Source organism: Serratia sarumanii (genome assembly GCF_029962605.1).
GTDB classification, from domain to species: domain Bacteria; phylum Pseudomonadota; class Gammaproteobacteria; order Enterobacterales; family Enterobacteriaceae; genus Serratia; species Serratia sarumanii.
In genome coordinates this window covers 4,532,044-4,554,592 of the sequence record NZ_CP124750.1, presented here as the reverse complement: position 1 = coordinate 4,554,592, position 22,549 = coordinate 4,532,044, and the positions used below count along the sequence as shown (strand labels likewise).

The 22,549-nt window shown below is 61.5% G+C and carries 23 protein-coding genes; 16 read left to right on the top strand and 7 right to left on the bottom strand.

From position 1 onward, the window contains the following. Window positions 1–8: 8 nt before the first annotated feature. The gene (pspG, locus tag SSARUM_RS21580) at window positions 9–227 is read left to right on the top strand and encodes an envelope stress response protein PspG (protein WP_033636200.1); all 219 of its coding nucleotides are present in this window, start codon (window positions 9–11) and stop codon (window positions 225–227) included. 301 nt (window positions 228–528) lie between these two features. Here pspG and SSARUM_RS21575 read toward each other — a convergent pair whose 3' ends face one another. Next, window positions 529–1,512 carry a quinone oxidoreductase gene (locus SSARUM_RS21575; protein ID WP_060430934.1) on the bottom strand — a complete coding sequence of 328 codons (984 nt, stop codon included), beginning with the start codon at window positions 1,510–1,512 and terminating at the stop codon, window positions 529–531. 167 nt (window positions 1,513–1,679) lie between these two features. Between SSARUM_RS21575 and dnaB the strand changes: the two genes are divergently transcribed. Continuing rightward, complete coding sequence (gene dnaB / locus SSARUM_RS21570; RefSeq protein ID WP_025160134.1) at window positions 1,680–3,104, top strand: replicative DNA helicase; 1,425 nt, start codon at window positions 1,680–1,682, stop codon at window positions 3,102–3,104. A gap of 17 nt (window positions 3,105–3,121) precedes the next feature. Then, a complete protein-coding gene (alr, locus tag SSARUM_RS21565) occupies window positions 3,122–4,201 on the top strand; it encodes an alanine racemase (protein ID WP_039569648.1) in 1,080 nt (359 codons plus the stop codon). A gap of 44 nt (window positions 4,202–4,245) precedes the next feature. Here the strand turns inward: alr and SSARUM_RS21560 are convergent, their stop codons facing one another. Further along, window positions 4,246–5,013, bottom strand: a complete 768-nt coding sequence (locus SSARUM_RS21560; protein ID WP_033636197.1) for a transporter substrate-binding domain-containing protein — start codon at window positions 5,011–5,013, stop codon at window positions 4,246–4,248. Window positions 5,014–5,228: 215 nt separating this feature from the next. Here SSARUM_RS21560 and SSARUM_RS21555 point away from each other — a divergent pair, with 215 nt between their 5' ends. The 5 genes from SSARUM_RS21555 to maa all read left to right on the top strand — a co-directional run bounded on the left by SSARUM_RS21555 (window position 5,229) and on the right by maa (window position 8,584). Beyond that, window positions 5,229–5,696 carry an Lrp/AsnC family transcriptional regulator gene (locus SSARUM_RS21555; RefSeq protein ID WP_004936775.1) on the top strand — a complete coding sequence of 156 codons (468 nt, stop codon included), beginning with the start codon at window positions 5,229–5,231 and terminating at the stop codon, window positions 5,694–5,696. Between the two features lie 86 nt (window positions 5,697–5,782). After that, window positions 5,783–6,976 carry an amino acid aminotransferase gene (locus SSARUM_RS21550; protein ID WP_033636195.1) on the top strand — a complete coding sequence of 398 codons (1,194 nt, stop codon included), beginning with the start codon at window positions 5,783–5,785 and terminating at the stop codon, window positions 6,974–6,976. Window positions 6,977–7,102: 126 nt separating this feature from the next. Further along, window positions 7,103–7,519, top strand: a complete 417-nt coding sequence (locus SSARUM_RS21545; RefSeq protein WP_016930264.1) for a secondary thiamine-phosphate synthase enzyme YjbQ — start codon at window positions 7,103–7,105, stop codon at window positions 7,517–7,519. Window positions 7,520–7,523: 4 nt separating this feature from the next. Next, entirely contained in the window at window positions 7,524–7,877 is a 354-nt protein-coding gene (locus SSARUM_RS21540) for an MmcQ/YjbR family DNA-binding protein (protein WP_019453210.1), read from the top strand. A 149-nt stretch (window positions 7,878–8,026) separates the two neighbouring features. Beyond that, window positions 8,027–8,584 (top strand): maltose O-acetyltransferase, encoded by a 558-nt coding sequence (gene maa / locus SSARUM_RS21535; RefSeq protein ID WP_041036886.1) that lies wholly within the window; start codon window positions 8,027–8,029, stop codon window positions 8,582–8,584. A 30-nt stretch (window positions 8,585–8,614) separates the two neighbouring features. Here the strand turns inward: maa and SSARUM_RS21530 are convergent, their stop codons facing one another. Then, window positions 8,615–9,667 carry an NAD(P)-dependent alcohol dehydrogenase gene (locus SSARUM_RS21530; protein ID WP_049232849.1) on the bottom strand — a complete coding sequence of 351 codons (1,053 nt, stop codon included), beginning with the start codon at window positions 9,665–9,667 and terminating at the stop codon, window positions 8,615–8,617. A gap of 229 nt (window positions 9,668–9,896) precedes the next feature. Continuing rightward, on the bottom strand, window positions 9,897–12,725 hold the full coding sequence (gene uvrA, locus SSARUM_RS21525) for an excinuclease ABC subunit UvrA (RefSeq protein WP_033636192.1): 2,829 nt from the start codon (window positions 12,723–12,725) through the stop codon (window positions 9,897–9,899). Between the two features lie 277 nt (window positions 12,726–13,002). Here uvrA and ssb1 point away from each other — a divergent pair, with 277 nt between their 5' ends. Beyond that, window positions 13,003–13,533, top strand: coding sequence for a single-stranded DNA-binding protein SSB1 (ssb1, locus tag SSARUM_RS21520; protein ID WP_004936793.1), 531 nt, complete (start codon window positions 13,003–13,005; stop codon window positions 13,531–13,533). 63 nt (window positions 13,534–13,596) lie between these two features. Here ssb1 and SSARUM_RS21515 read toward each other — a convergent pair whose 3' ends face one another. Together SSARUM_RS21515 and bhsA are read right to left on the bottom strand one after the other, a co-directional pair. After that, complete coding sequence (locus SSARUM_RS21515; RefSeq protein ID WP_039569629.1) at window positions 13,597–14,346, bottom strand: 3-oxoacyl-ACP reductase family protein; 750 nt, start codon at window positions 14,344–14,346, stop codon at window positions 13,597–13,599. A gap of 149 nt (window positions 14,347–14,495) precedes the next feature. Then, window positions 14,496–14,756: a multiple stress resistance protein BhsA gene (gene bhsA, locus SSARUM_RS21510; protein WP_033636189.1), complete on the bottom strand. Its 261-nt coding sequence runs from the start codon at window positions 14,754–14,756 to the stop codon at window positions 14,496–14,498. 196 nt (window positions 14,757–14,952) lie between these two features. Here bhsA and SSARUM_RS21505 point away from each other — a divergent pair, with 196 nt between their 5' ends. From SSARUM_RS21505 to SSARUM_RS21485, 5 genes are all read left to right on the top strand, one after another. Then, entirely contained in the window at window positions 14,953–15,396 is a 444-nt protein-coding gene (locus tag SSARUM_RS21505; protein ID WP_033636188.1) for a lipocalin-like domain-containing protein, read from the top strand. After that, complete coding sequence (locus tag SSARUM_RS21500) at window positions 15,393–16,061, top strand: glutathione S-transferase family protein (RefSeq protein WP_033649718.1); 669 nt, start codon at window positions 15,393–15,395, stop codon at window positions 16,059–16,061. The genes SSARUM_RS21505 and SSARUM_RS21500 overlap by 4 nt, the downstream gene beginning before the upstream one ends. A 47-nt stretch (window positions 16,062–16,108) precedes the next feature. After that, window positions 16,109–16,516 carry a VOC family protein gene (locus SSARUM_RS21495; protein ID WP_033649719.1) on the top strand — a complete coding sequence of 136 codons (408 nt, stop codon included), beginning with the start codon at window positions 16,109–16,111 and terminating at the stop codon, window positions 16,514–16,516. A 331-nt stretch (window positions 16,517–16,847) separates the two neighbouring features. Further along, a complete protein-coding gene (locus SSARUM_RS21490) occupies window positions 16,848–18,209 on the top strand; it encodes an NCS2 family permease (protein WP_033636185.1) in 1,362 nt (453 codons plus the stop codon). A gap of 196 nt (window positions 18,210–18,405) precedes the next feature. Beyond that, window positions 18,406–20,055 (top strand): Na+/H+ antiporter, encoded by a 1,650-nt coding sequence (locus SSARUM_RS21485; protein ID WP_033636184.1) that lies wholly within the window; start codon window positions 18,406–18,408, stop codon window positions 20,053–20,055. Between the two features lie 76 nt (window positions 20,056–20,131). On the opposite strand, the gene SSARUM_RS21480 is transcribed toward SSARUM_RS21485, so the two are convergent. Next, window positions 20,132–21,019, bottom strand: a complete 888-nt coding sequence (locus SSARUM_RS21480) for a LysR family transcriptional regulator (protein WP_025304429.1) — start codon at window positions 21,017–21,019, stop codon at window positions 20,132–20,134. A 140-nt stretch (window positions 21,020–21,159) separates the two neighbouring features. On the opposite strand from SSARUM_RS21480, the gene SSARUM_RS21475 reads away from it, so the two are divergent. Further along, window positions 21,160–21,582 (top strand): CidA/LrgA family protein, encoded by a 423-nt coding sequence (locus SSARUM_RS21475; protein WP_004936830.1) that lies wholly within the window; start codon window positions 21,160–21,162, stop codon window positions 21,580–21,582. Continuing rightward, window positions 21,575–22,264 (top strand): LrgB family protein, encoded by a 690-nt coding sequence (locus tag SSARUM_RS21470; protein WP_004936833.1) that lies wholly within the window; start codon window positions 21,575–21,577, stop codon window positions 22,262–22,264. The genes SSARUM_RS21475 and SSARUM_RS21470 overlap by 8 nt, the downstream gene beginning before the upstream one ends. Window positions 22,265–22,549: the final 285 nt, after the last annotated feature.

The following is a 22,549-nucleotide window of genomic DNA, read 5'->3' as shown; positions in this document are numbered from 1 at the left end:
GAGCAATCATGTTGGAAATCTTCTTTCTCATTGGCTTTGTGGTGATGCTGATGGTGACCGGCATCTCGCTGCTGGGGATCTTCGCTGCGCTGTTGGCGGCGGCGGCGTTCATGCTGGTGGGCGGGTTGTTCGCGGTGGTCATCAAGCTGCTGCCGTGGCTGATTTTGGCGGTGGTCGGGGTATGGATTTACCGCGCGATGCAGAAACCGCAGGCCAGGCGTTACTGATTTTTTGCTGAATAATCAGACAGTCACACTGAAACTTGCACAATTTTTCGCACCGCGAATGCGGCAACGATCACAGCTTGGCAGTTTTCCCCGGCGATGTGGCACATAAAGCGTGTTTTTTGCCGAACGGGGCTGTTAGGATGTGGGTCGATGCAGTGATGCGACCGATTTCATCACCGTGAGAGACAACCAAAATTCGTGTTGCTGAAGCAACCCCCCTGTCTCTGGCGGACTCTGCTCTACCCCTACAAAACGCAGTAATAGAAAGGGCTCCGCAAGGAGCCCTTTTCTTTTGCCGCTATCAGGGGATCAGCAGGCTGGAGCCGCTGGTGCTGCGGCTTTCCAGCACCTGGTGCGCCCGCTGGGCGTCGGCCAGCGCAAATTTCTGCTCGTTTCTCACCTCCACCCGAATGGCGCCGCTGCCGATCAGCGAGAACAGCTCGTTGCTGGCGTACTGCAGTTCGGCGCGGTTAGTGACGTAGCCGTTGAGGGAAGGGCGGGTGACGTACAGCGATCCTTTCTGGTTGAGCAGCGCCAGATCGACGCCGGTCACCGGGCCGGAGGCATTGCCGAAGCTGACCATCAGGCCGCGGCGTTTCAGGCTGTTGAGCGAGGCCTGCCAGGTGCTTTGCCCCACCGAATCGTACACTACGCCAACCTTCTCGCCGTGCGTCAGCTCGGCCACCCGCTGGGCGATATCCTCTTTGTGGTAGTTGATGGTGGCCCAGGCACCGGCCTGTTTCGCCAGGGCGGCCTTCTCGTCGGAGCCGACGCTGCCGATCAGGCGCGCGCCCAGCGCTTTGGCCCATTGGCAGGCAATAAGGCCAACCCCGCCGGCGGCGGCATGGAACAGGAACACTTCTCCCGGCTGCACTTCGTGGGTTTGGCGCAACAGATAGTGCACCGTCAGCCCTTTGAGGAAAGAGGCGGCGCCCTGCTCAAAGCTGAGGTTGTGCGGCAGCAGCGCCACTTTTTCTTCCGGCACGTTGTGGATCTCGCTGTAGGCGCCGAGCGACGACTGCGCATACACCACCCGGTCGCCCGGTTTGATCGCGCTGACCCCGGCGCCGACCTTGACCACCACGCCGGCCGCCTCGGTGCCGAGGCCGCTCGGCAGGCTGGCCGGCGCGTACAGCCCGCTGCGCACATAGGTGTCGATGTAGTTGATGCCGATCGCCTTGTTCTCGATCTGCACTTCCCCGGCAGCCGGATCGAGTGGTGTAAAATCAACGTATTGCAAGACTTCCGGCCCGCCGGTGGCGGAGAATTGAATGCGCTTGGCCATATCGTTACCTCGTTGGAGTGTCTGATTTCACCCTATTCTTTTTAGTCTCGGAGATCCAGTTTGCCCGTGCGGGGTTCAATACCTTTTTTGCATCGGTTATGGCGCAAAAATCACGTATACTCTCGCGTCAGGATCCTTCATTCGCAACCGGATAAAGACTACGTTTCATGGCAGGAAAAAAACCAACCAACAAAACAAACGCGGACGAAACCAGAGAGCGTTCCAGAGATCGTCAGATGGAAGGGCTGAAGATGCCGCCGCACTCGCTGGAGGCCGAGCAGTCGGTGTTGGGCGGTTTGATGCTGGATAACGAGCGCTGGGACAACGTGGCGGAGCGCGTGGTCGCCAACGATTTCTTCAGCCGCCCGCACCGCCTGATCTTTACCGAGATGCAGCGTCTGCTGGAGATGAGCAAGCCTATCGACCTCATCACCCTGTCCGAATCGCTCGAACAAAAGGGCGAACTGGACTCGGTCGGCGGCTTCGCCTACCTGGCCGAGCTGTCGAAAAACACCCCGAGCGCCGCCAACATCGGCGCCTACGCCGACATCGTGCGCGAGCGCGCGGTGGTGCGCGAGATGATCTCGGTGGCTAACGAGATCGCCGACGCCGGCTACGATCCGCAGGGGCGCAGCAGCGAAGACCTGCTCGATCTGGCGGAATCCCGCGTCTTCCAAATCGCCGAGAACCGCGCCAGCAAAGACGAGGGCCCGAAGGGCATCGAGCGTATTCTGGAAGACACCGTGTCGCGCATTGAGCAGCTGTATCAGCAGCCGCACGATGGCGTGACCGGGGTCGATACCGGCTATCAAGACCTCAACAAGAAAACCGCGGGCATGCAAAAGTCCGATCTGATCATCGTCGCCGCCCGTCCATCGATGGGGAAAACCACCTTCGCCATGAACCTGTGCGAAAACGCCGCGATGACCCAGGAAAAACCGGTGCTGATCTTCAGCCTGGAGATGCCCGGCGAGCAGATCATGATGCGTATGCTGGCGTCGCTGTCGCGCGTGGATCAGACGCGCATCCGTACCGGCCAGCTCGACGACGAGGACTGGGCGCGCATTTCCAGCACCATGGGTATCCTGTTGGAGAAGCGCAACATGTACATCGACGACTCCTCCGGCCTGACGCCGACCGAAGTGCGCTCGCGCGCGCGGCGCATTTTCCGCGAGCACGACGGGCTTAGCCTCATCATGATCGACTACCTGCAGCTGATGCGCGTGCCGGCCCTGTCCGACAACCGTACGCTGGAGATCGCCGAGATTTCGCGCTCGCTGAAGGCGCTGGCGAAAGAGCTGCAGGTGCCGGTGGTGGCGCTGTCGCAGCTGAACCGAAGCCTGGAGCAGCGCGCCGATAAGCGCCCGGTCAACTCCGACCTGCGTGAGTCCGGCTCTATCGAGCAGGATGCCGACCTGATTATGTTCATCTATCGTGATGAGGTGTATCACGAGAACAGCGATCTGAAAGGGATCGCGGAAATTATTATCGGTAAGCAGCGTAACGGCCCGATCGGCACCGTGCGCCTTACCTTTAACGGCCAGTGGTCGCGTTTCGATAACTACGCGGGGCCACAATACGATGACGAATAATCAGCTAAGGAACTGAAATGAAAGCGGCAACCGCTGTAATCGACCGCCGCGCTCTGCGACATAATCTGCAACAGGTGCGCCGCCAGGCGCCGCAAAGCCGCCTGATTGCCGTTGTGAAAGCAAACGCTTATGGACATGGCCTGCTGGAAACAGCCCACACCTTGCAAGACGCCGACTGCTACGGCGTGGCGCGCATCGGCGAGGCGCTGATGCTGCGCTCCGGCGGCATCGTCAAACCGATCCTGCTGCTGGAAGGCTTCTTCTGTGCCGAAGATCTGCCGGTGCTGGTGGCGAACAACATCGAAACCGCGGTACACAGCATCGAACAGCTCGAAGCCCTGGAGCAGGCCGAGCTGGCGCGCCCGGTGCCGGTGTGGATGAAGCTCGATACCGGCATGCATCGGCTGGGGGTGCGCCCCGAACAGGCGGAAGCGTTTTATCAGCGCCTGTGCGCCTGCCGCAACGTGGCGCAGCCGGTCAATATCATGAGCCACTTCAGCCGCGCCGATGAGCCGGAATCCGACGCCACCCTGAAACAGATCGCCTGCTTCGAGCAGTTCGCGCGCGGCAAACCGGGCCAGCGCTCGGTCGCCGCGTCCGGCGGCACGCTGCTGTGGCCGGATGCCCACAATGAGTGGGTGCGTCCCGGCATCATTTTGTACGGCGTGTCGCCTCTGGATAACGGCAGCGGCGCCGAGCATGGGCTGCAGCCGGCGATGACGTTGAAATCCAGCCTGATCGCGGTACGCGAGCACAAGGCCGGCGAAGCGGTCGGCTACGGCGGCACCTGGGTAAGCCCGCGCGATACCCGGCTGGGCGTGGTGGCGATGGGATACGGCGACGGCTACCCGCGCAGCGCGCCGACCGGTACGCCGATCCTGATCAACGGCCGCGAAGTGCCGATCGTCGGCCGGGTGTCGATGGACATGATTTCGGTCGATCTCGGGCCGGACGCCGCCGATAAGGTGGGGGATGAAGCGGTGCTGTGGGGCCAGGCGCTGCCGGTCGAGCGCATCGCCGCCTGCACCGGCATCAGCGCTTACGAACTTATCACCAAGCTCACGCAGCGCGTGGCGATGGAATACATCGGCGACTGATGCGCAGCAGGGGCCGACGTGCGTCGGCCCCGTTTCTCAGCGGGTTACTTCTTTACCGCCAACCACTTGTCGATAATCTTCTGATACTCGCCGGTCGCCTTGGCCAGGTGCAGCCACTGATCCACATACAGTTTCCAGCTCAGATCGTCGCGCGGCAGCATGTAAGCCTTCTCGCCGTACTGCATCGGTTTGCTCGGATTCACCGCGCACAGCTTCGGATAGCGCTTCTGCTGGTACAGCGCCTCGGAGGCGTCGGTGATCATCACGTCCGCCTTGCGGTCTACCAACTGCTGGAAAATGCTCATGTTGTCGTGCGTCAGCGTCAGCTTGGCCTTCGGCAGATAGGCGTGCACGAAGGCTTCGTTGGTGCCGCCCGCCGGCTCCAGCAGGCGCACCGACGGTTTGTTGATCTGCTCGAGAGTGCGGTATTTCTTCACGTCGGTGCAGCGCACCAGCGGGATTTTGCCGTCGGTATCCAGCTTGTCGGCGAAGAACACCTGTTTTTGTCGCTCCAGCGTGACGGAGATGCCGCCCATCGCGATATCGCACTTGCCGGAGGTGAAGTCCGGCGTCAGGGTTTTCCAGCTGGTTTTCACCCACTTCACTTTGGCGCCCAGGCTCTTGGCCAGCGACTCCGCCATATCGATGTCGATGCCTTCATAGCCGCCGTCTTCCTTGAGGAAGGTATAGGGCTTGTAGTCGCCGGTGGTGCAGACCTCCAGGGTCTTTTGCTGCAGCACCTTGTCCAGGTGGGATTGCGCGCCAGCGCCGCCGGCGGCGAGCAGCAGCGCGAGAGGGAGTAGCTTTTTCATCTGGCGTCCTTTTTATACATTCGTGGTTTTATGCGTTACTTCGCCGTTAATTGTCGTTTACCTGCATGAGTTAGCCGTTTTTTATGCCGCTTACCGGCGAAAACGCCGGGCGTTGCTGCTGTACGCGATTTAAGCGCCAGGGTGTGACGTCGGCAACGGTAAAAAAACTGGTAGGCTGTAACGTCAACATTTATTAACACAGTTTACAGGTGGCTATGTACAACATTGACGATTTTGATATGAAAATCCTGACGCTGTTACAGGCCAACGGCCGTCTGACCAATCAGGAACTGAGCGAGCTGGTCGGGCTCTCCGCCTCCCAATGTTCGCGGCGGCGCATCAGCCTGGAGCAGGCGCAGCTGATCCGCGGCTACCACGCGCGGCTGGCGCCGGAGGCGGTCGGCCTGGGGCTGGTGGGGCTGATCGAAGTCAGCCTGATCACGCACGCGCAGGAGCAGATCGACAGCTTTCATCAGATGCTGGAGGAGGTGGACGCGATCCTTGACGCTTACAAGACCACCGGCGACGCCGATTACCTGCTGAAAGTGGCGGTGGCGGACCTGCCGGCGCTGAGCGAGTTCATCAGCCAGACGCTGTCGCCGCACAAAAGCGTGGCGCATATCAAAACGGCGGTGGTGCTCAATCGCATCAAGGAAAACGGTTTGTTGCCGGTGGCGAGATAAAGCTAAAACCGAATGCGGTTTTCCGTCTATATTAGGAACGTAACGCTGTGCCCAAACCACAATAAATAAACCAGGAGAAAACCCCCGTGTTCCAGAACGTTGACGCCTATGCCGGCGATCCCATTCTGTCGCTGATGGAAAAATTCAAACAAGACCCGCGCGCACACAAGGTGAACCTGAGTATCGGCCTGTACTACGATGCGCAGGGCATCATCCCGCAGATGCGGGCGGTCGCCGCGGCGCAAGCGCAGTTGAACAGCGTCGAGCACGGCGCCTCGGTATACCTGCCGATGGAAGGGCTGCAACCCTACCGTTCCGCCATCCAGCAGCTGCTGTTCGGCGCGCAGCACCCGATGCTGCAGCAGGGGCGCATCGCCACCATTCAGACCGTCGGCGGTTCCGGCGCGCTGAAAGTGGGCGCCGACTTCCTGAAAAGCTACTTCCCGGATTCGCAGGTGTGGGTCAGCGATCCCACCTGGGAAAACCACGTCGCCATCTTCAGCGGCGCCGGTTTCAAGGTGAATACCTACCCGTATTTCGACGGCGAAAGCCTGGGCGTGAAGTTCGACGCCATGCTCGCAGCGCTGAAACAGCTGCCGAAGCACAGCATCGCGCTGCTGCACCCGTGCTGCCACAACCCGACCGGTTCCGACCTGACCCCTGCCCAGTGGGATGAGGTGGTCAAGGTGATCGCCGAGCGTGAAATCATTCCGTTCCTCGACATCGCCTATCAGGGCTTCGGCGGCGGCATGGAGCAGGATGCCTACGCCATTCGCGCCATCGCGGCGGCCGGCCTGCCGTGCCTGGTGAGCAACTCGTTCTCGAAGATCTTCTCGCTGTACGGCGAGCGCGTCGGCGGCCTGTCGGTGGTGTGCGAAAGCGAAGAGGCGGCCGGGCGCGTGCTGGGCCAGCTGAAGGCCACCGTGCGCCGCAACTACTCGAGCCCGCCGAACTTCGGCGCGCAGCTGGTGGCCAAGGTGCTGAACGACGCCCAGCTGAAAACCCAGTGGCTGGACGAAGTGGAGAGCATGCGCACCCGCATTCTCGAGATGCGTCACGCGCTGGTGGACACCCTGAAGAGCGCGCTGCCGCAGCGCAACTTCGATTACCTGCTGGCGCAGCGCGGCATGTTCAGCTACACCGGCTTCAGCGCGGCGCAGGTCGATCGCCTGCGTGAAGAGTTCGGCGTCTACCTGATCCACAGCGGCCGCATGTGCGTGGCCGGCCTGAACCACAACAACGTGCGTCAGGTGGCCGAGGCGTTTGCCGCGGTGCAGTAACGCCTGTTAGTCTGAACGGACGTTCATCGGGGAGCGATAGCGATATCGCTCCTTTTTTATTGCCGGCGCGCCGCCGAAGTTGCCGCAAACCGGAGAGAGAATATACTGATTGAGGGGCGCTCACTCATGTGGCATCAGCAAACGCTAATCCTCAGCGCAAAAGCGCGTGGCTTTCATCTGGTTACCGACGAGATCACCAACCAGTTAACCCACTTACACCGCCTGCAAACCGGCCTGTTGCATCTGTTGCTGCAGCATACCTCGGCCTCGCTGACGCTCAACGAGAACTGCGATCCCACGGTGCGAGCCGATATGGAGCAGCATTTCCTGCGTCAGGTGCCGGAAAACGCACCCTATCAGCATGACTACGAAGGGCCGGACGATATGCCGGCGCACATCAAATCCTCGCTGCTGGGCGCTTCTCTGACGCTGCCCGTCAGGCACGGGCGGCTGATGTTGGGCACATGGCAGGGCATCTGGCTGGGGGAGCACCGCATCCACGGCGGAGCACGCCGTATTGTGGCCACGTTACAGGGGGAATAACCCAATGAATAACAGTGCATTGCTGGAGTACTGCATGGCGAAGCCGGGCGCGGAGCAAAGCGACCAGAACCAGTGGCAGGCCAGCCAGATCAAGGTGGGCGACGTGATGTTCGCCATGGTGTGCGAGGTCGAAGGGCGGCCGGCGCTAGCGGTCAAGTCCAGCCCGGAGCTGGCGGAAAGCCTGCGTGAACACCATCCTGAGATCGTCGCCTGCGACGGCCTGAACAAGGCGCACTGGAACACGGTGTTTCTTGACGGCAACCTGCCGAACTCGCAGTTTTACACGCTGATCGACAGCTCCTATCAGCTGGTGGTGGAAGGCCTGCCCGAACACGTGCGCCAGGAACTGCGCGCCTGATTGCCGGGCGGCGGCGCCGCCCGTTTTCTCCTGCTTTTTCATGTTAAAGCGTGATCGCGGTTTTAAGTTGGGAACGTTCCCTTTTTATTGCCGGGCTAAAGCGGCTACGCTTGGGCATTCAAGAAACGCGGGTAAATAAGGAGGCCGACATGGCCATCAGCGAAGAAAAGCGCAAGATGATCGCCGGGGAACTGTACGACGCCGGCGATGACCTGCTGCGCAGCGAACGTCGGCGCGCGCGCCAGCTGACGCATCGCTATAACCACTCCTCGCCGGAAGAGGGCGAGCTGCGCAAACAGTGGCTGGGCGAGTTGCTGGGCGGCTATCAGGGCGGCACCATCGAGCCGACCTTCCGCTGCGACTACGGCTATAACATCTATCTGGGCAAGAACTTCTACGCCAACTTCGACTGCGTGATCCTCGACGTGTGCGAGGTGCATATCGGCGACAACTGCCTGCTGGCGCCGGGCGTGCATATCTACACCGCGACCCATCCGCTGGACGCCGAGACCCGCGTCGGTGGGGCGGAGTTCGGCAAACCGGTCAGGATTGGCGATAACGTGTGGATCGGCGGGCGCGCGGTGATCAATCCGGGGGTGACCATCGGCGACAATGCGGTCGTTGCCTCCGGTGCGGTGGTAACCAAAGACGTGCCGGCCAATTGCGTGGTGGGCGGCAACCCGGCCAGGATCATCAAGCAGCTATAAAAAACGGGCGCCGTTGGGCGCCCGCCGTCATCAGACCCGCAGCGAGTCGATGTCCACCACGAAGCGGTACTTCACGTCGCTTTTCAGCATGCGCTCATAGGCTTCATTAATCTGCTGCATCGGGATCAGCTCGATATCCGACGTGATGCCGTGTTGGCCGCAGAAGTCCAGCATCTCTTGCGTTTCCGCGATGCCGCCGATCAGCGAACCGGCGATGCGGCGGCGCTTCATGATCAGATTGAACACCTGCGGCGACGGATGATCGTGCTCCGGCGCGCCGACCAGCGTCAGGGTGCCGTCGCGGCGCAGCAGGTTGAGGAACGGATTCAGATCGTGCTGGGCCGCTACCGTGTTGAGGATGAAGTCGAAGCTGTTGACGTGCTGCGCCATCTCCTCCGGGTTGCGCGAAATCACCACTTCATGCGCGCCAAGACGCTTAGCGTCTTCGATTTTCGACGGCGAGGTGGTGAACAGCACCACGTGCGCGCCCATCGCCCGCGCCAGTTTGACGCCCATGTGCCCCAGCCCGCCGAGCCCGACGATGCCGACCTTTTTGCCTGGCCCCGCGCCCCACTGGCGCAGCGGCGAATAGGTGGTGATGCCGGCGCACAGCAGCGGCGCGACCCCGGCCGGATCGAGATTCTCCGGCACTCGCAGCACGAAGTCCTGATCCACCACCAGATCGGTGGAGTAGCCGCCGTAGGTCACGGCGCCGGTCTGGCGGTCCTGACCGTTATAGGTGCCGGTGAAGCCGTTCTCGCAATACTGCTCCAGCCCCTCATCGCAGCTCGGGCAGCTGCGGCAGGAATCCACCATGCACCCGACGCCGACCAGATCGCCGACCCGGTAACGCGAGACGTGGTCGCCGACGGCGCTAACGCGGCCGACGATTTCGTGGCCCGGCACCACCGGGTAAATGGTATTGCTCCATTCATTGCGCGCCTGGTGCAGATCCGAATGGCACACGCCGCAGAACAACACCTGAATTTGCACATCGTGGTCGCGCAGGGCGCGCGGTGGGTAATCGAAAGGCACCAGCGCAGACTTCGCGTCATGCGCGGCATAGGCATGGGTAATGTTCATGGTCGCTCCAGTTATCAATGTATGGGGGACAACGCTTGGCCGGCAGCGGAGTGCCGGTGAGACGCGGCCTGAGTCAGACAGGGCGGCCGCCGAGGGAACATTGATGATAAAAGCGGTGAGCGCGGAGGGAAATGCCTGAAAATGTCGAAATCTTGCCTGTTTCTGTTTGATTGCAGCGAAACGGGCCGGCGTGCGGGCCGCCTGAGCGACGGCCCGCACGCCGGCGGCACTACGGCTTCAACAGCGGTTTCAGGAAGCGTGCGGTGTGCGATTTTTCACACTCGGCCACGGTTTCCGGCGTGCCGGCCACCAGGATCTCGCCGCCGCCACTGCCGCCTTCCGGCCCCAGATCGACGATCCAGTCGGCGGTCTTGATCACGTCCAGGTTATGCTCGATGACCACGATGGTGTTGCCCTGATCGCGCAGCTGATGCAGCACCGCCAACAGCTGCTGGATATCGGCGAAGTGCAGGCCGGTGGTCGGTTCGTCGAGGATATACAGCGTCTGGCCGGTGCCGCGCTTCGACAGCTCGCGCGCCAGCTTGACGCGCTGCGCCTCACCGCCGGAGAGCGTGGTGGCCGACTGGCCGAGGCGGATGTAGGACAGCCCGACATCCATCAGGGTCTGCAGCTTGCGCGCCAGCGCCGGCACTGCGTCGAAGAACTCGCGCGCCTCTTCGATGGTCATCTCCAGCACTTCGTGGATGCTCTTGCCCTTGTACTTCACTTCCAGCGTTTCGCGGTTATAGCGCTTGCCCTTGCATTGGTCGCACGGCACGTAGATGTCCGGCAGGAAGTGCATCTCGACCTTGATCACCCCGTCGCCCTGGCAGGCTTCACAGCGCCCGCCCTTGACGTTGAAGCTGAAACGGCCCGGCGTATAACCGCGGCTGCGCGATTCCGGCACGCCGGCGAACAGCTCGCGCACCGGGGTAAAAATGCCGGTATAGGTGGCCGGGTTGGAGCGCGGCGTGCGGCCGATCGGGCTCTGATCGATGTCGATCACCTTGTCGAAATGCTCCAGGCCGGTCACTTCGCGGAATGGCGCCGGTTCGGCGATGGTGGCGCCGTTGAGCTGGCGCTGGGCGATCGGGAACAGCGTATCGTTGATCAGCGTCGATTTGCCGGAGCCGGAAACGCCGGTGATGCAGGTAAACAGGCCGACCGGCAGCGTCAGCGTCACGTCCTTCAGGTTGTTGCCGCGCGCGCCGCTCAGCTTCAGCACCTTGGTCGGATCGGCCTGCACGCGCTGCGCGGGGATGGCGATCTCGCGCTTGCCGCTGAGGAACTGGCCGGTCAGCGAGTCCGGCTGCGCCATGATGTCGTCGACGGTGCCTTCCGCCACCACCTGGCCGCCGTGTACGCCGGCGCCGGGGCCGATGTCGATCACGTGATCGGCGGCGCGGATGGCGTCTTCGTCATGCTCCACCACGATCACCGTATTGCCGAGGTTGCGCAGGTGGATCAGCGTTTCCAGCAGGCGCTCGTTGTCGCGTTGGTGCAGGCCGATCGACGGCTCGTCCAGCACGTACATCACGCCCACCAGGCCGGCGCCGATCTGGCTGGCCAGACGGATGCGCTGCGCTTCGCCGCCGGAGAGCGTCTCCGCCGAGCGGGACAGCGACAGGTAGTTCAGGCCGACGTTCACCAGGAATTTCAGGCGATCGCCGATCTCTTTCAGCACTTTTTCGGCGATCTTGGCGCGTTGGCCGCTGAGCTTCATGTTCTGGAAGAAGGTCATCGCATGGCCGATGCTCAGATCGGAAATCTCCGGCAGCGTGGTGTCTTCGACGAACACGTTGCGCGCTTCTTCGCGCAGGCGGGTGCCGTGGCACGAGGCGCAAGGGCGATTGCTGATGAACTTCGCCAATTCTTCGCGCACCGCGCTGGATTCGGTCTCTTTATAGCGGCGCTCCATGTTGTGTAGCACGCCTTCGAACGGATGACGGCGCACGGTGGTATCACCGCGATCGTTGATGTATTTGAACTCGATCGACTCTTTGCCGGAGCCGCTCAGCACCGCCTTCTGCACGTCGGCGCTCAGGGTGTTGAACGGCGCTTCGACATCGAACTCATAGTGCTCCGCCAGCGAGCGCAGCATCTGGAAGTAATAGAAGTTGCGGCGATCCCAGCCGCGGATCGCGCCGCCGGCCAGCGACAGCTCGGGGTTTTGCACCACGCGATCCGGATCGAAGAACTGCTGCACGCCCAGGCCGTCGCAGGTTGGGCAGGCGCCGGCCGGGTTGTTGAAGGAAAACAGGCGCGGTTCCAGCTCGCGCATGCTGTAGCCGCAGATCGGGCAGGCGAAGTTGGCGGAGAACAGCAGCTCGTCCGCTTTCTCGTCGTCCATGTCCGCCACCACCGCGGTGCCGCCGGACAGCTCCAGCGCGGTTTCGAACGATTCGGCCAGGCGCTGCGCCATGTCCTCGCGCACCTTGAACCGGTCGACCACCACTTCGATGGTGTGTTTCTTCTGCAGCTCCAGTTTCGGCGGATCGGACAGATCGCACACTTCACCGTCGATGCGCGCGCGGATATAGCCCTGGGCGGCCAGGTTTTCCAGCGTTTTGGTGTGCTCGCCCTTGCGGTCTTTCACCACCGGCGCCAGCAGCATCAGGCGTTTGCCTTCCGGCTGGCTCAGCACGTTATCGACCATCTGGCTGACGGTTTGCGCCGCCAGCGGCACATGGTGATCCGGGCAGCGCGGCTCGCCGACGCGGGCGAACAGCAGGCGCAGGTAGTCGTGGATTTCGGTGATGGTGCCGACCGTGGATCGCGGGTTGTGCGAGGTGGATTTCTGCTCGATGGAGATCGCCGGCGACAGGCCTTCGATATGATCGACGTCCGGTTTTTCCATCAGCGACAGGAACTGGCGCGCATAGGCGGAGAGCGATTCGACGTAGCGGCGTTGCCCTTCGGCATACAGCGTATCGAAAGCCAGCGATGACTTGCCGGAACCGGACAGGCCGGTGACGACGATCAGTTTGTCACGCGGGATAATCAGGTTGATGTTTTTCAGATTATGGGTTCGAGCACCACGAACTTCGATATTGTCCATTTACACTTCCCGTCTTGATGATACACCGCGCCTGTCGCGATTTTTGCGGGGGATTTTGTGATGGATCTCGCAAAAAACCGGCACAGCCAGGTCGAAACGCATAATTATGACACAAAAAAACCTGAATGAATATCCAGTATGCGAATGCAACAAGGTCGATCGAAAAGACAATTCTGGAATGCAATTCGCACTTATCAACACGGGTGTGGTTTCGCACTCAGCGTGGTAAACTGACGCGTTTATACTGTGTAGAAATCAATCATCGGGAGAAGTGCTCATGGCCAGCAGAGGCGTAAACAAAGTAATTCTGGTCGGGAATCTGGGTCAGGATCCAGAAGTCCGTTACATGCCGAACGGCGGCGCAGTGGCCAACATTACCCTGGCGACCTCCGAAAGCTGGCGTGACAAGGCGACCGGCGAACAGAAAGAGAAGACCGAGTGGCACCGCGTCGTGCTGTTCGGCAAACTGGCCGAAGTGGCGGGCGAATACCTGCGTAAAGGCTCTCAGGTCTACATCGAAGGCTCCCTGCAGACCCGTAAATGGCAGGATCAGAGCGGCCAGGATCGCTACACCACCGAGATCGTGGTTAACGTCGGCGGCACCATGCAGATGCTGGGCGGCCGTCAGGGCGGCGGCGCACCGGCCGGTCAATCTGCCGGCGGCCAGGGCGGTTGGGGCCAGCCTCAGCAGCCACAGGGCGGCAACCAGTTCAGCGGCGGCCAGCAGCAGTCGCGCCCGGCGCAGAACAGCGCTCCGGCGACCAGCAACGAACCGCCAATGGATTTCGACGACGATATCCCGTTCTGATATCCGGCCGTTTGCAGCCAAAAAAAAAGCCCCTTCACGGGGCTTTTTGCATTTCAGGGATGGTTACGCCGAGAAGCCGCCGTCGATGCTCAGGCTGGCGCCGGTGATATAACCCGCCTGTGGGCCGGCGAGGTAGGCGACGAAGCCGGCGATCTCTTCATCTTTGCCGTAGCGGCCGATCGCCATCAGCTGCTTGAGCTGCTCGGCGAACTCACCGGCGTCCGGGTTCATCTCGGTGTCTACCGGGCCGGGCTGCACGTTATTGACGGTGATGCCGCGCGGGCCGAGATCGCGCGCCATGCCTTTGGTCAGGCCGACCAGCGCCGATTTGCTCATCGCATACACCGCCGCGCCGCCGAACGGCACGCGCTCGGCGTTGGTGCTGCCGATGTGAATGATGCGGCCGCCGTCGTTCATGTGGCGCGCCGCTTCCTGGCTGGCGACGAACACGCTACGCACGTTGACCGCCAGCATGCGATCCAGATCGTCCAGCGCCAGCTCCTCGGTGCTGCCCAGCGTAAACACCCCGGCATTGTTCACCAGAATATCCAGGTTGCCGAACTGGCTGACCGCCTGGCGCACCGCCTGCTGCAGCGCCGCCGCATCGGCGCTGTCGGCCTTGATGGCGAGGGCTTTGCCGCCGGCGGCGGTAACGGCGCTTGCCACCGCTTCGGCGCGATCGGCCGAGGCGGCGTAGGTAAAGGCGACCGCGGCCCCTTCGCTCGCCAACCGTTTCACGATGGCGGCGCCGATGCCGCGTGAGCCGCCCTGGACGAACGCGACTTTGCCTTGCAGAGGTTGTGCTGTGGTCATGTTATTTCTCCAAAGTGGGTGAGGGTAACGCGTTATTCCCAGTATCGGTGAAATGTCGGGCGGCCACTGTTCACAAAGAGCTTTGCCTGCCCACAACGAGAAAAGCCCCTTGCGGGGCTTCTTTCTTCCGTCGGTTGGCTGTTCGACGATCAGTTGAAGATTTCTGCGGTGCCGTACAGTTTGTTCTGGCCGCCGGCGGCGACGATGCGGTATGAGCTGGCGCCTGACGCAGCGGCTTTGCTGGCCAGTTCGCTTTCCAGCGCGCTCAGGTTGCTGGCGCCGCTAACGGAGACTACGCCGATTTTCTGTGCGTCTGCAGCGGGTTGGCTGGACGGCAGGTCAGCGGCGAAGGTAGCGAAAGAAGCGGTAGCCAGCAGCGCAGCGGTAGCAAAAATTTTGACGTTTTTCATGATGTATTCCTCAGCGTATTGATTGGATGAGAGCCCGTTGTCTCTCGATGTATTAAATAGTAGTGCGGCAGGCAGGAATAAAAAATCGGAGAGTTTTGAGTATCTCTGTCAAATAAACTGATTGTTTTTTCATCCGCTGGCGCGCGGTAAAAATCGCCACTACCCTTTACAGACGATCCTTAACCGGAGAAGCGTAATGACGGTAAACGCATTTATCGGCAGCTGGGCGCTGGTGTCCTCGGCATTTGAGAACCAGGACGGCGAGCTGAATTACCCGCTGGGCGAGCAGGTGCTGGGGCGCATCCATTATGAGGCCAACGGCACGATGGCGGCGCAGCTTTACAGCGCCGTGCGGCCGCGTTTCGCCGCCGACGATTTGGCGCAGGGATCCGAGCGGGAGATCCGCGCCGCCTTCATCAATATGATTTGCTACTTCGGCCGCTATCAGGTGGAGGAAAGCGAGCAGCGGGTGGTGCATCAGGTCGAAGGCTGTTCGTTCCCCAACTGGGTAGGCAGCCGTCAGGTGCGTTTTTACGCTTTCAGCGGCGATCGGCTGACGTTGCGCACGGTGCCCTTGCAGCTCGGCAACGGCGTGCAGGTGGGCGAACTGGTGTGGCAGCGGACAGGAGCTTCTTTATGATCATTGTTCATCATCTCAATCATTCGCGCTCGCAGCGCATTCTGTGGTTTCTGGAAGAGCTGGGCGTGCCCTATCAGGTGCAACGCTACGAACGCGATCCGCAGACCATGCTGGCGCCGGCGGCGCTGAAAAAGATCCACCCGCTGGGCAAATCACCGGTGATCGTCGACGGCGATCTGACGCTGGCGGAATCCGGCGCCATCATCGAATACCTGCAGGAAGCCTATGACGCGCAAGGGATGTTCATGCCGACCGACTTCCACGCGCGCCAGCAATACCGCTACTGGCTGCACTACGCCGAAGGATCGCTGATGCCGCTGTTGGTGATGAAACTGGTGTTCAGCCGCCTCGGCCAGCCGCCGATCCCCTGGCTGCTGCGGCCGGTGGCCGGCGCGATCGGCAAGGGCGTGCAGCGCGAATATCTCGACAAGCAGATCGCGCCGCACTGCGAGTATCTCGAGCAGCACCTGAACAAGGGCAGCTGGTTCGTCGGCAACGACTTCAGCGCGGCGGACATACAAATGAGCTTCCCGCTGGAGGCGATGGCGGCGCGCGGCGCGTTGGATGATTGCCCGAAACTGCGCGGCTTTCTGCAGCGCATTCACGCCCGGCCCGCCTACCAGCGGGCGTTGGAGCAGGGCGGCCCTTACGACCTGCTGAGTTAACCGGATGGGCTATACTCGATGGGGTCATTCTTCATCGGAGGTAGCCCATGGCTACGCAAATCTTCGTTAATCTGCCCGTCCGCGATCTGCCTGCCTCGATGGCTTTTTTCACCCGCCTGGGTTTCACTTTCAACCCGCAATTTACCGATGACACCGCCGCGTGCATGGTGGTCAGCGACACGATTTACGTGATGCTGCTGACCCATGACAAATTCAGGGGGTTTACCCCGAACCCGATCGGCGACGCTAAACAGGCCACCGAAGTGCTGGTGTGCCTGTCGCAGCCCAGCCGGGCGGCGGTGGACGAACTGGTGCGCAAGGCGGTCGCCGGCGGCGGCAACACCTACCACCCGCCGCGGGACTACGGCGTGATGTACGGCCACGGTTTTCAGGATCTGGACGGCCATATCTGGGAGTTGATGTATATGGATCCCGCGGCGGTGCAGGCGCAATAACCCCGCCGTGACGGAATTCGCGGGGCGCCCGTCACCCCGGTTTTATCATGCAGGCGCCATTTCCGCCGCTTTCTGCATAAATTGCCGCGATCTTTAGTTGATTAGACGCTAGGGAAGGCAGGATAATCGTTTGCCTTGAATAAACCACCATAAATCACCCGTACCGCGCGCTGCGAGTTAAACGTTTGCCTTGGTGCGCATCGCCGTTGGCGCTGCGACGGAAGGGCACGGATGCGGAACGTGACGTAAACGATTACGTGACGATCGGGCGCGGGCGAGATTACAGGCCTGCTGCGACGGGCCGATTCATGAAACACAGGGGAAGTAACCTATGTCGAACTCTCAAGCGAACCACGCCGCAAAACCAACCGGCGGGCTTGATGGCTATTTTAAAATTTCCGCGCGCGGCAGCAGCGTGCGCCAGGAGGTGGTGGCGGGGCTAACCACCTTCCTGGCGATGGTGTACTCGGTGATCGTGGTGCCGAGCATGCTGGGCAAAGCGGGCTTCCCGCCGGCGGCGGTGTTTGTCTCCACTTGCCTGGTGGCCGGTCTGGGCTCGCTGCTGATGGGGTTGTGGGCTAACCTGCCGATGGCGATCGGCTGTGCGATCTCGTTGACCGCCTTCACCGCCTTCAGCCTGGTGCTGGGCCAGCACATCAGCATTCCGGTGGCGCTGGGCGCGGTGTTCCTGATGGGCGTACTGTTTACCGTCATCTCGGTCACCGGTATCCGCGCCTGGATCCTGCGCAACCTGCCGATGGGCGTGGCGCACGGCACCGGCATCGGTATCGGTCTGTTCCTGCTGCTGATCGCCGCCAACGGCGTCGGCCTGGTGGTGAAGAATCCGCTGGATGGCCTGCCGGTGGCGCTCGGCGCGTTCACCTCCTTCCCGGTGGTAATGACGCTGGTCGGCCTGGCGGTGATCTTCGGCCTGGAAAAACTGCGCGTGCCCGGCGGCATTCTGCTGGTGATCATCGCCATTTCCATCATCGGCCTGATCTTCGACCCGGCGGTGAAATACCAGGGGCTGTTCGCCATGCCGAGCCTGGCGGACGCTGACGGCAAATCGTTGATCTTCAGCCTGGATATCATGGGCGCGTTGCAGCCGGTGGTGTTGCCGAGCGTGCTGGCGCTGGTGATGACCGCGGTGTTCGACGCCACCGGCACCATCCGCGCGGTGGCCGGGCAGGCCAACCTGCTGGATAAAGACGGGCAGATCATCAACGGCGGCAAGGCGCTGACCTCGGATTCCCTGAGCAGCATCTTCTCCGGCCTGGTGGGCGCCGCGCCCGCCGCGGTCTACATCGAATCCGCCGCCGGCACCGCCGCGGGCGGCAAGACCGGCCTGACCGCCACCGTGGTCGGCATCCTGTTCCTGCTGATCCTGTTCCTGTCGCCGCTGGCCTATCTGGTGCCGGTCTATGCCACTGCACCGGCGCTGATGTACGTCGGCCTGCTGATGCTGAGCAACGTCACCAAGCTGGACTTCAACGACTTCGTCGACGCGATGGCCGGCCTGCTGTGCGCGGTGTTCATCGTGCTGACCTGCAACATCGTTACCGGCATCATGCTGGGCTTCAGCTCGCTGGTCATCGGCCGCATCTTCTCCGGCGAATGGCGCAAGCTGAACATCGGCACCGTGCTGATCGCCGTGGCGCTGGTGGCGTTCTACGCCGGCGGCTGGGCGATCTAAGCCCTCGGGTTTCCCTCGCCCGGCGGGCGAGGGAAGCTGTCACGGCAATTCCCTTCTTAAGATAAGTCTTCTTCTGCTCTGCACCGCGTTTTGAAAGGCACAACAAGCTTTAACGGCTGTAAAAAAAGTGATCTACTATCGGGACCAACGCAGGCCCTGAGCCGATGTCGTCTGAATCGTAGAGTCTAAGGAAAGCATGGAAATCTTTTTTACAATCCTCATTTTGATCCTGGTGGTCTCCCTGTCCGGGGTGGTGACGCGCATGTTGCCGTTCCAGGTGCCGCTGCCGCTGATGCAAATCGCCATTGGGGCCCTGTTGGCCTGGCCGCATTTCGGGCTGCACGTCGACTTTGATCCCGAACTGTTCCTGGTGCTGTTCATTCCGCCGCTGCTGTTCGCCGACGGCTGGAAAACGCCAACGCGCGAATTCCTGCACCACGGGCGTGAAATTCTTGGCCTGGCGCTGGTGCTGGTGCTGATCACCGTGGTCGGCGTCGGCTATCTGATCTACGCCATGGTGCCGGGCATTCCGCTGGTGGCGGCCTTCGCGCTGGCGGCGGTGCTGTCGCCGACCGATGCCGTGGCATTGTCCGGCATCGTCGGCAAAGGGCGCATTCCCAAGCCGATCATGGGCGTGCTCGAAGGCGAGGCGCTGATGAACGACGCGTCCGGCCTGGTGTCGCTCAAGTTCGCCATCGCGGTGGCGATGGGCACCATGGTGTTCACCGTGGGCGGCGCAACCCTCGAGTTCCTCAAAGTGGCGATCGGCGGCCTGCTGGCCGGCGTGGCGGTCACCTGGACCTACAGTAAATCGCTGCGGGTGATGAGCCGCTGGAGCGGCGACGATCCGGCGACCCAGATCGTGTTCCTGCTGCTGCTGCCGTTCGCTTCTTATCTGATCGCCGAACATATCGGCGTTTCCGGCATCCTGGCGGCGGTAGCGGCGGGGATGACCATCAGCCAGTCCGGCGTGATCCGCAACGCGCCGCTGGCGATGCGCCTGCGCGCCAACAGCGTATGGGCGATGCTGGAATTCGTATTCAACGGCATGGTGTTCATCATGTTGGGCCTGCAGCTGCCGGGCATTCTTGAGACCTCCATCCTGCAGGCGGAGCTGGATCCGACCATCCAGACCTGGTACCTGTTCGCCGACGTGGCCACCATCTACGCCGCGTTGCTGGTGCTGCGTTTCACCTGGCTGTGGGTAATGAAGAAGGCCAGCAACCGCTTTATGAAAAAGCGCCCGCTGCAGTTCGGCGATTACAGCACGCGTGAGCTGTGGGTGGCGTCGTTCGCCGGGGTGCGCGGGGCGATTACCCTGGCCGGTGTGCTGTCGATACCGCTGTTGCTGAGCGACGGCACCGCCTTCCCGGCGCGCTATCAGCTGGTGTTTATCGCCGCCGGGGTGATCCTGCTGTCGTTGATCGTCGGCGTGCTGGCATTGCCGCTGCTGCTGCGCGGCGTGCAGGTGGCCGACAAGAGCGCCAGCAAGCAGGAAGAACGCATGGCGATCGCCATGGCGGCCGAAGTGGCGATCGAGAGCGTGAATAAAATGGAAGAGCGCCTGGTTGCCGATACCGAAGAGAACCTCGATCCGCAGGTGTTGAAAGAGGTCAGCTCGCGGGTGACGGGCATGCTGCGGCGGCGTATCGCCTCGAAAGACGACATCGAGAATGCGCTGGCGATGGAAAACCTCGAGCGGCGTTTCCGCCTGACGGCGCTGCGCGCCGAGCGCGGCGAGCTGTACCACCTGCGCGCCACGCAGAAAATCAGCAACGAGACGCTGCAAAAACTGCTGCACGATCTCGACTTGCTCGAAGCGCTGCTGATCGAGCGCGAAGGGTAAACATCAGACGAGGAATTAACGTTTTTCCTCTCTATTTCTGTCCTGAAGGGCCGCCTGTGCGGCCCTTGTTTTTTGGCTACTTGAGCGGCGGCCAGTAGTCGCGGCAGCAGGCGATCCAGGCCTGCGCGCTGTGCGACAGGTAGCTGCCCTGGCGCCAGATCAGGCCGATTTTCCACTCCATGCGTGGCTCCAGCGGCAGCCAGACCAGGTTTTCCTTGTCCAGCCAGCGGCAGACCGGCTCCGGCAGCATGGCGATGCCCACGCCGGCCTGCACCATCGAGGCGAGAAAGTCCCATTGGCCGCTGCGCACCGCGATTTGCGGTTCAAAACCGGCCTGGCGAAACGCCTTCATCAGCATCTTGTACAGCGCAAAGTCTTCGTTATAAATCAGGATCGGGCTGTCGGCCAATTCGGCGATATTGATGCGGGTGCGGTTGAGCCACTGCGGCGTGCGCGGCGCCACCACGCACATCGGGTGGCCCAGCAGCGGCAGAAAGGTCAGCGGCTGTTCCGAATCGAAGGGCAGCACCGTCATCGCCAGATCCAGTTCGCCGGACATCACCGCCTGTTCGACCGACAGCCCGCCCAGCTCGGAAATTTTCAATTCGATGCCGGGATAGGTCTGGCGAAAGCGGCGGATCAGATCGGCGATCTGCCTGCCCACCATCGGCGGAATGCCCAGCCGCAGCACGCCCTTTTTCACCGAGCTGATGTCTTCCAGCTCCGCCTCCAACTGGCGGAATTCGTCGAGGATCGTCAGGCCGCGCTGATACACCGCCTGGCCGCTGTCGGTCAGGCGCAGCTTGCGGCCTTCGCGGATCAGCAGCGTGCATTCCAGCTCCTCTTCCAGATGCCGCAGCATCTTGCTGATGGTGGGCTGGGTGACGAACAGTTTTTCCGCGGCGCGGGTGAAGCTTTGCTGGCGCACCACTTCAACGAAGTAGCGCAGGGTGCGGACATCCACGTTAGGGGCCTCCTTGAGGGCGCTACCGGCGGGAAACTATTCCCAGCCGGCATGATGTCGATAATTTTAATTCATTTCAGGCGTGGTTTCCCGGCTGCGTATACTGTAGGCCGTCAATTTATTGTTTGAGGTCATCTTTCATGTCTCTGGCGTTACGCCGCGTTGCCCCCTCCCTGCTGACCCGTTTGCAGGTGCCGATTCAGGTGGCGTTGTATGCGGCGCTGTTCCTGATCGCCGATCGCCTGGTGCAACAATTCCACCTGCCGCTCCCCGCCAATATCGTCGGCATGCTGATGCTGCTGGCGCTGATCCTGCTGCGCATTCTGCCGCTGAGCTGGGTCAAGGCCGGTTCCCGCTGGCTGCTGGCGGAAATGCTGCTGTTCTTCGTGCCGGCGGTGGTGGCGGTGGTCAACTATGCTCAGTTGCTGATGGTCGAGGGCTGGAAGATCTTTCTGGTGATCGCGGTCAGCACCATGCTGACGCTGGGCGCTACCGGGCTGGTGGTGGACAGGGTGTATAGGCTGGAGATTTGGCTGCAGCGGCGGAAGCAGCGCCATGAATGATTTTATCCTCAGCCTGGCCTGCTTCCTGGCGACGCTGGCGCTCTACTTCGCCAACAAGAAGCTGTACCGCCGCCGCCGCACGTTACTGCTGATGCCGCTGGTGCTGACGCCGATGATCCTGGTGCTGCTGCTGGTGGTCACCCACATCTCCTATCAGGACTATATCGGCGAAACCCACTGGCTGCTGTGGCTGCTGGGGCCGGCGACCATCGCCTTTGCGGTGCCGGTGTACGAGAATTTGCACATCATCCGCCGCCACTGGCTGTCGCTGACCGCCGGGGTAACGACGGCGGTGCTGGTGGCGGTGTACAGCTCGGTGTGGCTGGCGCGCCTGCTGACGCTACCGGAAGAGGTGCAGCGCAGCCTGGCGGTGCGTTCGATTACCACGCCGTTCGCGCTGGAGGCCGCCAAACAGATGGGCGGGCAGCCGGATCTGGTGGCGCTGTTCGTGGTGATCACCGGGGTGTTCGGCATGGCGGTGGGCGACATTCTGTTTCTGCGGCTGGCGGTGCGCAGTCGCCTGGCGAAGGGGGCCGGATTTGGCGCCTCGTCGCACGGTGCCGGCACCGCCCGCGCTTATGAACTGGGGCCGCAGGAGGGCGTGGTGTCGAGCCTGGTGATGATGTTGGCCGGCATTATCACGGTGGTGGCCGCGCCGCTGATCGGCCGGCTGATGTGGTAAGACCTCTCGGGGCGGGCTCTGCCGCCCCGTTTTACGTTGTCTGGCATTGGGAACGATGCCGTTGATTGACGCCCGAAAAAACGAAGAAATTTTTCAGCATAATTTTTCCCATCGTTATAACAAAAAACGATAGATGCGCCGCGAGCAAAATTGCCGTTCATTTTAAATGCCAATGAATTAATTAAATAATAAATTATTATCATAAAAACAATAAAGTATAACTTATTGATATGGAGAGGCTCTTATCGTAAGCATTGCTGCACATTAACTGCGGTGAATAATACA

Bases quoted from the DNA above. Each gene is read 5' to 3' on its own strand.
- SSARUM_RS21545 (WP_016930264.1), top strand. From the start codon at position 7,103: ATGTGGCATCAGCAAACGCTAATCCTCAGCGCAAAAGCGCGTGGCTTT.
- pspG (WP_033636200.1), top strand. From the start codon at position 9: ATGTTGGAAATCTTCTTTCTCATTGGCTTTGTGGTGATGCTGATGGTG.
- SSARUM_RS21515 (WP_039569629.1), bottom strand. From the start codon at position 14,346: ATGACCACAGCACAACCTCTGCAAGGCAAAGTCGCGTTCGTCCAGGGC.
- SSARUM_RS21575 (WP_060430934.1), bottom strand. From the start codon at position 1,512: ATGGCCAAGCGCATTCAATTCTCCGCCACCGGCGGGCCGGAAGTCTTG.
- SSARUM_RS21540 (WP_019453210.1), top strand. From the start codon at position 7,524: ATGAATAACAGTGCATTGCTGGAGTACTGCATGGCGAAGCCGGGCGCG.
- maa (WP_041036886.1), top strand. From the start codon at position 8,027: ATGGCCATCAGCGAAGAAAAGCGCAAGATGATCGCCGGGGAACTGTAC.
- SSARUM_RS21505 (WP_033636188.1), top strand. From the start codon at position 14,953: ATGACGGTAAACGCATTTATCGGCAGCTGGGCGCTGGTGTCCTCGGCA.
- SSARUM_RS21495 (WP_033649719.1), top strand. From the start codon at position 16,109: ATGGCTACGCAAATCTTCGTTAATCTGCCCGTCCGCGATCTGCCTGCC.
- uvrA (WP_033636192.1), bottom strand. From the start codon at position 12,725: ATGGACAATATCGAAGTTCGTGGTGCTCGAACCCATAATCTGAAAAAC.
- SSARUM_RS21555 (WP_004936775.1), top strand. From the start codon at position 5,229: ATGTACAACATTGACGATTTTGATATGAAAATCCTGACGCTGTTACAG.
- SSARUM_RS21500 (WP_033649718.1), top strand. From the start codon at position 15,393: ATGATCATTGTTCATCATCTCAATCATTCGCGCTCGCAGCGCATTCTG.
- dnaB (WP_025160134.1), top strand. From the start codon at position 1,680: ATGGCAGGAAAAAAACCAACCAACAAAACAAACGCGGACGAAACCAGA.
- SSARUM_RS21490 (WP_033636185.1), top strand. From the start codon at position 16,848: ATGTCGAACTCTCAAGCGAACCACGCCGCAAAACCAACCGGCGGGCTT.
- SSARUM_RS21470 (WP_004936833.1), top strand. From the start codon at position 21,575: ATGAATGATTTTATCCTCAGCCTGGCCTGCTTCCTGGCGACGCTGGCG.
- SSARUM_RS21475 (WP_004936830.1), top strand. From the start codon at position 21,160: ATGTCTCTGGCGTTACGCCGCGTTGCCCCCTCCCTGCTGACCCGTTTG.
- bhsA (WP_033636189.1), bottom strand. From the start codon at position 14,756: ATGAAAAACGTCAAAATTTTTGCTACCGCTGCGCTGCTGGCTACCGCT.
- SSARUM_RS21485 (WP_033636184.1), top strand. From the start codon at position 18,406: ATGGAAATCTTTTTTACAATCCTCATTTTGATCCTGGTGGTCTCCCTG.
- ssb1 (WP_004936793.1), top strand. From the start codon at position 13,003: ATGGCCAGCAGAGGCGTAAACAAAGTAATTCTGGTCGGGAATCTGGGT.
- SSARUM_RS21560 (WP_033636197.1), bottom strand. From the start codon at position 5,013: ATGAAAAAGCTACTCCCTCTCGCGCTGCTGCTCGCCGCCGGCGGCGCT.
- alr (WP_039569648.1), top strand. From the start codon at position 3,122: ATGAAAGCGGCAACCGCTGTAATCGACCGCCGCGCTCTGCGACATAAT.
- SSARUM_RS21530 (WP_049232849.1), bottom strand. From the start codon at position 9,667: ATGAACATTACCCATGCCTATGCCGCGCATGACGCGAAGTCTGCGCTG.